This window comes from Streptomyces sp. MNU76 (genome assembly GCF_020982545.1).
Classification (GTDB): Bacteria; Actinomycetota; Actinomycetes; order Streptomycetales; family Streptomycetaceae; genus Streptomyces.
Genome location: NZ_JAJKLK010000008.1, coordinates 421,611 through 432,037, shown reverse-complemented (window position 1 = coordinate 432,037; position 10,427 = coordinate 421,611). Strand labels below are relative to the sequence as shown.

The following is a 10,427-nucleotide window of genomic DNA, read 5'->3' as shown; positions in this document are numbered from 1 at the left end:
GCCCCACAGGTCGTCGAGCCGTCAGACCGTCCTCGGCTGCAGATAGCGGGCCAGAAGGTCGTCCAGGCTGACGAGGCCGGTGAGGCGCCCCGTGTCGTCGTGGACGACGGCGAGCGTGGCGCGGTGGCGGCGCAGGACGTCGATCGCGTCGGCCACGGTCGTGTCGTCGCCCAGTCGCGGTACGGGCCGGGCGAGGCCGCGGGCCGTGCCCGCGCGGCCCCTCGCCCGGGCGACCAGGGCGTCGCGCGCGTGGACGGATCCGAGGACCGTGGCGTCCGGGGCGCGGACCAGGAGCCGGGTACGGTCGTGCTCGGCGGCGGCGCGGAGGACGGCCTCGGCGTCGGCGTCCGCGTCCGCGTCCACCGAGGTGATCTCGGCGGCCGGCACCGCGAGTTCGCGCACCGGCGTCTCGGGCTCCGTCAGCGAACGCGTGATCAGCTCGGAGTCGGCCTCGCTGATCAGGCCGAGGCGCTGCGACTCCTCGACGAGGTGGGTGAGCTGCTCGCGGTTGTGGACGGAGGCGAGTTCGTCGCGCGGTGTGACCCGGCACAGTCGTACCAGGGCGTTGCTGACGCGGTTGAGCAGTCCGATCAGGGGACGGACGGCCCGGACCACGGCCCGGAAGGCCGGGGACAGCAGCATCGCGGACCGCTCGGGGTGGGCGATGGCCCAGGACTTGGGTGCCATCTCGCCGACGACCATGTGCAGGAAGACCACGACGACCATCGCGACCACGAAGGCCACTCCGTAGCTGACGGCGCTGGGCAGTCCCAGGTCGTGCAGCAGGGGGTCGAGTTCATGGGAGATGGCGGGCTTGGACACGGCGCCCAGGCCCAGGGAGCAGACGGTGATGCCCAGTTGTGCGCCGGCGAGCATCAGGGACAGTTCCCGCATGCCGGCCAGCGCGGCGTGCGCGCCGCGCCGGCCCGAGGCGGCGGCCTGCTCGACACGGTGCCGTCTGGCGGCGACGAGCGCGAACTCGGCGGCGACGAAGAAGCCGCTGCCGATCAGCAGCAGGACGGTGACGAAGAGCGCCATGGGGAAGCTCATGCCTGGGTCTCCTCGTGCTCACGCGCGGGCAGCCGTTCCAGACGGACCGTGTCCGGCACGTGTCGGTCGAGGGTGCGTACGTCGATGACCGCGCTCCCCCCGTCGGGCAGGTCGACGGTGAGCCGGTCGCCGATGGCCGGGAAACGGCCGAGGCGGTCCACGACCAGCCCTGCGACGGTGTCGTAGTCCTCCTCCTCGGGCAGTGCGACACCGGTGGCGTCGGCGACCTCGTCGAGGCGGCGGCCGGCGTCCACCAGCCAGCCGGCGCCGTCGGGGACGGCGAGTGCGACGACGGTGTCGGACTCGTCGGCGATGTCGCCCACGAGTTCCTCGGCGATGTCCTCGTACGTGACGATGCCGGCGACTCCGCCGTGCTCGTCCAGGACGACGGCGAACTCGTCGTCGCGCTCCCGCATCCGGGTCACGGCGTCCGGCAGCGGCAGGGTGTCCGGCAGCAGCAGTGGGCGCCGTGCGAGGGCGCCCGCGGTGGTGGTGAGGGGTCGGCCGGGCAGTCGCATCAGCTCACGGACGCCCAGCACCCCGGCGACGTCGTCGGGGTGGTCGCCGAGCACGGGGTAGTTCGAGTGGCCGTGTTTCGCGATCAGTTCGACCGCCTCGGCTGCGGAGGCGTCCTTTCGGACGAAGACGGCGCCCGCGCGCGGCACCATGACCTCGTCCAGGGTCCGGTCGGAGAACTCCAGGGCGTGGTCGAGAAGTTCGGCGGTGTCCCGGGGCAGTTCGCCCTGCTCGTGGGACTCACCGATGAGGTGGCCGAGCTCCTCCAGGGTCGCTCCGTGGTGCAGTTCCTCGACGGGCTCTACGCCCACCCGGCGCAGCAGCCTGTTCGCGGCACTGTCGAAGATGTGCACGACGGGCCCCACGATCTTCAGGTAGGCAAGCGTGGAGGCGGCCAGGGACTCGGCCAGCCGCTCGGGGACGGCGAGCGCGAGGTTCTTCGGGGCCAGCTCGCTGCGCCAGCCGTCTCGTCAAGTTCGCCGACGGCCGCGTGCGCGGCGAGCACACCCTGGAGCCGTCCGTATGAGGGCCGTGTGGCGGGCCGCGCGCGCGGCGGTACGGCGGCGCAGGCTCCAGACGCTGGTGATCGGGCTGCTCACCCTGACCTCGACGACGGCGATCGTGGTGGCGCTCGGTCTGGTCGACGCGGCCTCGTCCCCGTTCGACAAGGCCTTCGGCGCGCAGCGCGGGCCGCACGTGGTCGCGGCGTTCGATGCCGCGAAGGTCTCGGACGGTCAACTGAGACGGGCGGCCCGGCAGCCCGGGGTCGCGGCGACCGCGGGCCCCTTCCCCCAGGCCACCGTCGAGCTGCCGCGGGAGGCCATGGGCTACGGCCTCGGCAGCGAGCTGACCTTCGTGGGCCGGTCCGGCCCCGGTGGCCCGGTGGACCGGCTGGACCTGTGGGCGGGCCGCTGGGCCACCGGGCCCGGCGAGGTCGTCCTGAACCGGCAGTCGGACTGGACGGCGGACGACCTGGGCAAGAAGCTCCGGTTGCCTTCCGGTCCCACGCTCACGGTCGTCGGCTTCGCCTTCGACCTGAGCCGGACCGCCGACGCCTGGGTCTCCCCCGGGCAGATCGAGGCCCTGCACCCGACAGCCACGCAACTGCTGTTCCGCTTCGACGACGCCTCGTCGGACCGTCGGCTCAGCGCCCAACTGAAAGCGGTGACAGAGGAGTTGCCGACGGGTGCGCTGGCAGGCTCACGGTCGTACCTCACCCTCAAGGACCAGATAGGCAGTGCGGCGCGGGCGTACGCGCCCTATCTGCTGACCTTCGGAGTCCTCGGCGTCGTGGTGTCCGTGCTCATCGTCGCCAACGTGGTCAGCGGCGCGGTGATCTCCGGCTTCCGGCACATCGGCATCCTCAAGGCGCTGGGGTTCACCCCGGGACAGGTGGTGGCCGTCTACCTCGTGATGATCTCCGTCCCGGCGGTGCTGGGCTGTGTCCTCGGGACCGCCGCCGGCAATCTGGCGGCACGGCCCCTGCTCCAGTTCGCGTTCACGGGTCCCGACGCGGGGGTGTTCCACGACAGTGTCTCGCTCGCCCCCTGGGTGAACCTCCTCGCCCTGGCCGGCATGCCGGCCGTGTGTCTCCTCGCCGCGCCCGCGCCCGCGGTGCGCGCCCACCGGCTCTCGCCGCGCGGGCGATCAGTGCGGGCAGCGCGCCGCGCACCGGCCGGGCGCTCGGTGTCCAGCGCCGGCTGGCGGGCAGCCGGCTGCCGCGCTCGGTGAGCCTCGGGCTGGGGCTGCCGTTCGCCCGGCCGGGGCGCAGCGCCCTCACGCTCGCCGCCGTGGTCCTCGGCGTGACGACCGTGACGTTCGCGACCGGCCTGGCCACGACGATGGACAGGCTCGGCAACGCGGGCCGCGACGCCTACCAGGTCACGGTCTACGTGGGGAAATACCGCGACGGCAAGGAGACCAGGCCGGTCCACGACGACCTAGCCCTGCACGCCCTGCTGCGTTCGCTGCCGGACGCGCGTGAGGTCACCGCCCGGGCGGACACCGAGGTCCGGCTGGCGGGTTCCACGGAGAAGCTCTGGCTGGAAGCCCGCCGCGGCGACCGTCCCCTGATGGGCAACGTGCTCACCGAGGGCCGGTGGCTCCGGGGCGCCGGTGAGGTGGTGGCGGGCTCGGCCTTCCTGCGCGGACACGGCCTGGACGTCGGCGACCGCTTCCGGATGGAGAAAGGCGATCGCGGCGCGGACGTGGTCGTCATCGGCGAGTACATGGAGACCAACGCGCGTGTCGTGGTGGCGGACTGGGCGACCATGCGGACCGTGGCCCCGGCGGAGAAACCCATCGCCTACCACGTCAAGCTCCGTGACGGGGCCGATGCGGGCGCCTACGCCCGTGCCGCCGAGGCGGCCGATCCGGGGCTCAGCCCGTCCGCGACCGGCGCCAACTCCGTCACGCGGACCATCATCGGCTCTGCCACCGCGCTCACCCTCCTGCTCGCCGCCGTCGCGTCGCCCGGTGTCTTCAACACCGTCCTCCTCAACACCCGCGACCGCCGCCGCGACCTCGGCATGCTCAAGTCCATCGGGATGACACCGCGCCAGGCCACGGTGATGACAGTGGCCTCGATGGCGCTGCTCGGCGTCCTCGGCTCGCTCCTGGGCATCCCGCTCGGCATGGCGGGCCACCAGGTGGTCGTTCCGCGTATGGCGGACGCGGTGGACCTCACCCTGCCGTCGTACATGACGGACGTCTGGAACGCCCCGGCCCTGGCCGCGCTCGCCGTGGCGGGCGTCGTGATCGCCGTCATGGGCGCGTACGTCCCTGCACGCCGTGCGGCCCGGCTGACGATCGCGCAGGTGCTGCACAACGAGTGACACGGCCCGAGGGACCGCCGGGGCGGCGGGGCGGCGGGCGGCGGGCAAGGGGCGACGGCGCGGCAGGCGAAGGGGCGGCGGCTGTCGGATTCCGACCATCAGCGGTCCCGAACCGACACTGGCCCCGGCCGGTCCCGCCCTGCGTTGGGAGAACGCTCGAAAGGACCCGGCAGATGACCGCCCAGAACGACGCCACGAACCACGCCACGTTCGCCCTCACGGACGACTCCACCGCCTCCGTGACGTCACCCACCGCGCTCCCGGCCGCCGCCGACACCCTCCGCACCTGGCTCGACGAGGCCGACCGCGTCCTGGTCGCCGCCGGCGCGGGGCTGAGCGCGGCCGCCGGCTACGACTACGGCGACAGCGCACGCCTCAAGGAGCTGCTCCCGGCGCTGTACGGGCTCGGCCTGCGCTCCCGCTATCTGCTGGGCGTCCCGCTGCCCGCGGACATGATGTGGGGCTACTGGGCCGTGCACATCGGCGACATCCGCTTCGGTTCCGAGCGCAACCGTTCCTGAAAACTGAGCAGGAGTGAACCTGACTCAGCCGCACGCCCCGAACGGTCTTGAGCGCACTGGTCCCTGGCGTACTCAACCCCGAGGCAGCGACACGCATCCTGCGCGTGGTCCGATCCCGGGAGGCCGGTTCCCTGTGCGACCTGGCCAAGTGGATACGGCCAGTGGCGACGGGCAGGCCCCGAACCATCTCTCCGGTGAAGCAGGGGCCCCGCACGCTGGCGCCATGTCCGGCGTCCCATGATCGCGCGATCACGTCAACCCGGACCGCCCAGGGCGCCGCAAGCCAGGAAGCCGACCATCACACGATCGAGTCAAAGCGGCCTTATGCGCGCTCCTAGGCCAGCAGTTACCAACCCCCTGTACCGGCGGCTGCGTTCCCTGGTCGGCGACCGCGAGCACTGGGTGATGACCTCGAACGTCGACGCGCTGTTCGCCCGCAACGGCTTCGCCCCGGACCGGGTCTTCACTCCCCAGGGCGACTACGGCCACCTGCCGTGCACCGTGCCGTGCGTCCAGGAGACCTGGGCGGCCCGGCCGTTCCTCGACCGTGTCCTCGCCGCCTACGACCGGGAGACGGGCCGGGTGACCGACCCGTCCGCCCTGCCCGTCTGCCCGAACTGCGGGGCGGATCTGTTCCCGAACGTGCGCGTGGGACCGGAGTTCGTCGACGCCGCCCACATGCCGGCGGGCAAGCGGCTGAGCCACTGGCTCGGGGAGGCGCCCGGCGCCGCCCATCTGCTCGTGCTGGAGATCGGGGCCGGCTGCAACACGCCCGGCGTGATCCGGTGGCCCATGGAGAACGTCGTACGGCACACCCCCGGGGCACGCCTGGTACGGGTGAACCCCGACCATCCCGAGGTCCCCGCCGACCTGCGGAACCGGGCCCTGGCCGTACCGTTCGGTGCTGACCTGCTCCTGGACGCACTCGCCGGGTGAGCAGGGACAGGCACACACGGTCGGCCCGTACACGTACACCTCGGCCTGTTGTATCGCCGCGCCCATGACCCAACCTGGGGCCTCGTGCTCTCAGGCCCGGCCCGGCGCCCCCGTGCGCAGGCCGCGCATGACCAGGTCGAAGAGGCGGTCGGCCCGGGGGCGCCAGTCGCCCGTGGGGTCCATCTGCCAGACGCCCGCGATGGCGAGGACGAAGTCGTCCGTGGTCACACCGGGGCGGATGGTGCCGGCCTCGTGGTTGGCGGCCAACAGACGATCGATCGCGGCGAGGAAGAGCGGATAGCCCGGCTTCGCCGCACCGCCCGTCACCGCGGCGGCCCGCCGGAGCGCGTCCGCCAGGCCGGCCTTGGCCATGGCGTAGCGGGCGAGGCCGTTCATCCATTCCCGCAGGGCCCGGTCGGGTTCCCGGGTCCGCAGCAACTCGGCGGCACTGTCGGCGAGTTGCTGCACCTCCTGGCGGTGGATCTCCAGGACGAGCGCCTCGCGGTCGGGGAAGTGGCGGTAGAGGGTGCCCTGTCCGACGCCCGCCTTCTTGGCGATCGCGCTGAGCGGGACGTCGGCGGAGCGCGACAGCTCGGCGAGGGCCACCTCCAGAATGCGCTCACGGTTGCGCTGCGCGTCCGACCGCTGCGGCACCTCACCTCTCGACACCACTCACCATCCCCTCACCTTCATGGACGACGGTCCACTTAGGTGCACCTTACCGCGCGGCACGATTCAGCCAGAACGTCCCCTTCCACAGCATCGGCCTGTACGTGTGCGACATCGCCCGCGCGCTCGGCGCCTCCGACGTGCTGTACGTCGATCCCGACCCCGCGCACCGGCAGCTCGCCGAGGGCTTCGGCGCCCGTACCGCCGAGGCCGTCGAACCCGTCCCGCACGGATTCGACCTCGCCGTCGAGGCCACCGGCCGGGTCGACCAACTCGCCCTCGCCGTCAGGTCCCTCGCCCCTGAGGGCGTCTGCGAGTCCTCGGGCAACCACTTCCGGCCCGGCGAACTGCCCCTGCTCGACATGTACCTCAGCGGGCTCACCCTGCGCGTCGCACGGGACAACGTCCGCGTCCACATCCCCGACGCCCTCGCCCTCGCCGGTTCCCGGAAGGTCGACCCGGCGCGCGTCGTCTCCCACGTCCTCGACTGGGAGCAGCTCCCCGACGCGCTCCCCGAGAACCACCTCAAGCCGGTCTTCGTCCGCGTCGATGGCTGAACCCGCGCAGGTGGCTGCTGCTGGGCGCCTGGGCGGGGCCCGCGGGGGCACCACTCGGTGGCCGGCTGCTCCACCGCGCCGTCGACGTCCTGTTGCTCGCGGTGGTCTGGTGGGCGTTGCGCCTGTTGCCCGGACCGCTCACCCGCGCGACCGTCCCGGCACTGGCGGTCGGCTGGCTCTGCGCGACCGTCCTGGCCCTGCTCACGAGCCAGTTCCTGCGGATGCTGGTGTACGGGACGCAGCTGCGGGTGCCCCGGACGGCAGCACGGGTCACCAGCCGTACGTCAAAGCGTCGTCCAGGGCGGCGACGAAGCCGTCCGCGTCCTCCCGTGTCAGACACAGCGGTGGCTTGATCTTCAGCACGCACTACCGGTCGGATGTCGGCGGCATGATCACGTCGAGTTCGCGCAGCCGCTCGCAGATCGCGGCCGTCTCCTCGGTGGCCGGCTCCGGCGTCGTACGGTCGCGCACGAACTCGACGCCGAGACAGAGGCCGGAGCCGTGCACCGCGCCGATCAGCTCGTGACGGTGGGCGAGTCGCTGGAGCCGGTCCTTCAGATGGCCGCCCACGTCCCGGGCGTTGGTCTGGAGGGTCTCGTCCCGCAGGGCGTCGAGGACGGCGAGGCCGACCACCGAGCCGACCGGGCTGCCGTCGGCGGACGAGAAGAAGTACCCCTGGCTGCGGTAGGTCTCGGCTCTCTCGCGCCGGGTGATCACCGCGCCCAGCGGCTGCCCGTCGCCCATCGCCTTGGCGACGGTCACGACGTCCGCGGGGGATGGCTCATCTCAGGGCTCCACCCCGCGTGCCGGAACGTTCCGGGAACCGTAGGCCGCGTCGTTCGGCCACGTCAACGCCACCGAAGGGAGGAGCCGTCGGGGCCGGTGCCCGCGCGCACGCCCGCGCGGCGTGCGCGTGCACCACGCGCACGGACCGGGCCCCGCCGTCCCGCGCGCGGTCTCAGACCGTGGGGTCGAACCACGTGGCTGTGTCGGACATGGCCTGCTTGATGCGGAACAACGCGAACTCGCACAGATCCGGCGGCAGGGCGTCCAGCGAGAACCAGCCGACGTCCAGGGACTCGTCGTCGTTGACCCGTGCCTCCCCGCCCACGGCACGGCAGGAGAACGTGATGTCCATGTACTGGCAGACGTCCCCGTTGTCGTACCGCACCGGTTCCAACGCCTGTACGAGCACGACCCGTTCGGCCACACACTGCACCGCCGTCTCCTCGTGGACCTCCCGCACGGCACAGGCCGCCGGCTGCTCCCCCGGGTCCGGGATGCCGCCGATCAGCGCCCACCTGCCGGTGTCGGACCGGCGGCCCAGCAGCACTCTGCCCTCGTCGTCGAAGACCAGGGCGGTGACTCCGGGGAGCCAGAGGAGCTGGTTGCCGGCGGAAGCACGGAGTGTGCGGATGAAGTCAGGGGTAGCCATGGAGCCGACCCTAACGGGCCGGTCCCCTCACCCCCGCCGTTCCGGTACGCGCACGCGAGGCGTACGGCTACACGCCACCGGCGCGCCTCCCGCGCACACCGGCCCCGATCGCCCAGCCGAGTCCACCCGCCGCGACCAGCACCAGAAGCATCTCGGGCGCGATGCCGACCCGGGTGGCGGGCGTCTGCGAGGACCGCAGCGGGACCTTCTGCACCAGGGAGTCCGGGACGAACATGCCCGTCCTCTGCGTGATCCGCCCGTCCGGCATGATGATCGCGCTGACTCCGCTGGTCACCGGGACGGTGACGGTGCGGCTGTGCTCGACGGCGCGGACCCGGGACATGGCGAGCTGCTGGTAGGTCATCTCGCTGCGGCCGAAGGTGGCGTTGTTGCTCGGCACCGAGATCAGCTGCGCGCCGTCGGTGACCTCGGAGCGCACGGCCCAGTCGAAGGCCGCCTCGTAACAGGTCACGAGACCGACCTCGGTACCGTCCATGGCGAACACGCCGGGCTTCGTGCCCCGGCTGAAGTCCTGGCGGACCATGGACGTCCACTCGCTGTTGATGGCGCCGACCAGCGACCGCAGCGGCAGATACTCGCCGAACGGCTGGATCTGCCGCTTGTCGTAGGTGTCGACGGGACCCTTCTCGGGGTCCCACAGGATCTGTTCGTTGTAGAGCTTGCCGTCCCGCTCCACGACCCCGCCGACGGAGATCGGGGCGCCGATGGCGGTGGCCGCCCCGTCGATCACCGCGCGGGCGTCGGCGTTGGCGAAGGGGTCGATGTCGGAGGAGTTCTCCGGCCAGAGCACGAAGTCGGGCCGGGCGACCTTGCCGGCCTTGACCTCGGCGGCCAGCCGCTCGGTCTCCCGGGCGTGGTAGTCGAGCACGGCCCGTCGCTGGGCGTTGAAGTCGAGCCCCAGGCGCGGGACGTTGCCCTGGATGACCGCGACGGTCGCGGTCCCGTCCTCCGCCTCGTCGCTCACCAGCGCGCGGGAGGCGAAGGCGCCCACCAGGGGTACGGCCACGGAGAGCGCCGCCACCGCCGCGGTGCCCCGGCGTACGGCCTCGCCGGTGCGCCGGTTCTCCACGACCAGGCGCACCACCTCGTAGAGGCCGAACCCGCACAGGACGACCGCGAAGCCCAGGACAGGAGTGCCGCCGAGCGCGGCCAGCGGCAGGAAGACACCGTCGGCCTGGCCGAAGGCGATCTTGCCCCAGGGGAATCCGTTGAACGGGGCACGCGCGCGTGCCGCCTCACCGGCGATCCACAGGGCGGCGGCCCACACGGGCGAGCCGGGCAGCTTCGAGACGACGGCGACGCCCGCGCCGACGAGCGCCACGAACACCGCCTCGATGGCGACGAGCGCGAGCCACGGGCCGGGGCCGACCTCCACGCCGGTCCACACCAGCAACGGCAGCAGGAATCCGAGACCGAACAGGTAGCCGAGACCGAGGCCCGCCTTCCAGCCGCGTCCGCGCAGCACCCAGCCGAAGCCGGCGAAGGCCGGCAGGGCGAGCCACCACAGGGTGCGGGGCGGGAAGCTGACGTAGAGCAGCACCCCGGAGAGGGCCGCGACGACGGCCGGAAGGAGCCTGCCGACCCATCGGGGCACCCGGGAGACGGGCGCGGCCTGGGGTTCGAGCTGCTCCGGCTCGTCTACGGGAGTGGCGGTGACGGTCACTCGGGGAGTGTACGGCGCGTCACCCCGGCGCCGACAGCGCGGCCCGCACGTCCCGGGTGCGGCATTTGTCGCCCGCAGCCGCATCGTTCCTGCATAACTCGTCCACAAACCGGCGCATCACCCGTTACGGTGTGCGCGAGCCTCTGACGTGCGGCCGGATGTGGTCCGGGCGGTCGAGGCCCTGCACAGTCGGGGGGCGACACGTTGGGGTCCACGGGGACGGAG

The 10,427-nt window shown here is 72.5% G+C and carries 9 protein-coding genes and 2 pseudogenes; 5 read left to right on the top strand and 6 right to left on the bottom strand.

Annotated features, from left to right (window positions below; translation table 11 throughout):
• Positions 1 to 21: 21 nt before the first annotated feature.
• On the bottom strand, positions 22 to 1,050 hold the full coding sequence (locus tag E4N62_RS22180; RefSeq protein ID WP_230216964.1) for a hemolysin family protein: 1,029 nt from the start codon (positions 1,048 to 1,050) through the stop codon (positions 22 to 24).
• Positions 1,047 to 2,018, bottom strand: a pseudogene (locus E4N62_RS22175) (hemolysin family protein); the annotation flags it as partial. The gene E4N62_RS22180 and the pseudogene E4N62_RS22175, both read right to left, overlap by 4 nt.
• Positions 2,019 to 2,088: 70 nt before the next feature.
• Between E4N62_RS22175 and E4N62_RS22170 the strand changes: the two are divergent.
• The 4 genes from E4N62_RS22170 (at position 2,089) to E4N62_RS22155 (ending at position 5,857) form a co-directional block, all read left to right on the top strand.
• Positions 2,089 to 3,297 (top strand): ABC transporter permease, encoded by a 1,209-nt coding sequence (locus tag E4N62_RS22170; protein WP_230216962.1) that lies wholly within the window; start codon positions 2,089 to 2,091, stop codon positions 3,295 to 3,297.
• Positions 3,294 to 4,400: an ABC transporter permease gene (locus E4N62_RS22165; RefSeq protein ID WP_230216960.1), complete on the top strand. Its 1,107-nt coding sequence runs from the start codon at positions 3,294 to 3,296 to the stop codon at positions 4,398 to 4,400. The genes E4N62_RS22170 and E4N62_RS22165 overlap by 4 nt, the downstream gene beginning before the upstream one ends.
• Before the next feature lie 173 nt (positions 4,401 to 4,573).
• Positions 4,574 to 4,921: a hypothetical protein gene (locus E4N62_RS22160; RefSeq protein ID WP_230216958.1), complete on the top strand. Its 348-nt coding sequence runs from the start codon at positions 4,574 to 4,576 to the stop codon at positions 4,919 to 4,921.
• Positions 4,922 to 5,245: 324 nt separating this feature from the next.
• On the top strand, positions 5,246 to 5,857 hold the full coding sequence (locus E4N62_RS22155) for a hypothetical protein (RefSeq protein WP_230216956.1): 612 nt from the start codon (positions 5,246 to 5,248) through the stop codon (positions 5,855 to 5,857).
• A gap of 90 nt (positions 5,858 to 5,947) precedes the next feature.
• Here E4N62_RS22155 and E4N62_RS22150 read toward each other — a convergent pair whose 3' ends face one another.
• Positions 5,948 to 6,529, bottom strand: a complete 582-nt coding sequence (locus tag E4N62_RS22150; RefSeq protein ID WP_230216954.1) for a TetR/AcrR family transcriptional regulator — start codon at positions 6,527 to 6,529, stop codon at positions 5,948 to 5,950.
• 86 nt (positions 6,530 to 6,615) lie between these two features.
• Between E4N62_RS22150 and E4N62_RS22145 the strand changes: the two are divergent.
• Positions 6,616 to 7,083, top strand: a pseudogene (locus E4N62_RS22145) (zinc-binding dehydrogenase); the annotation flags it as partial.
• Positions 7,084 to 7,449: 366 nt separating this feature from the next.
• On the opposite strand, the gene E4N62_RS22135 reads toward E4N62_RS22145, so the two are convergent.
• The 3 genes from E4N62_RS22135 to lnt form a co-directional block, all read right to left on the bottom strand.
• The gene (locus E4N62_RS22135; protein WP_230216952.1) at positions 7,450 to 7,845 is read right to left on the bottom strand and encodes an aminotransferase class III-fold pyridoxal phosphate-dependent enzyme; all 396 of its coding nucleotides are present in this window, start codon (positions 7,843 to 7,845) and stop codon (positions 7,450 to 7,452) included.
• A 196-nt stretch (positions 7,846 to 8,041) separates the two neighbouring features.
• Complete coding sequence (locus E4N62_RS22130) at positions 8,042 to 8,518, bottom strand: NUDIX domain-containing protein (RefSeq protein ID WP_184898127.1); 477 nt, start codon at positions 8,516 to 8,518, stop codon at positions 8,042 to 8,044.
• Positions 8,519 to 8,585: 67 nt separating this feature from the next.
• The gene (gene lnt / locus E4N62_RS22125; RefSeq protein ID WP_230216950.1) at positions 8,586 to 10,202 is read right to left on the bottom strand and encodes an apolipoprotein N-acyltransferase; all 1,617 of its coding nucleotides are present in this window, start codon (positions 10,200 to 10,202) and stop codon (positions 8,586 to 8,588) included.
• Positions 10,203 to 10,427: the final 225 nt, after the last annotated feature.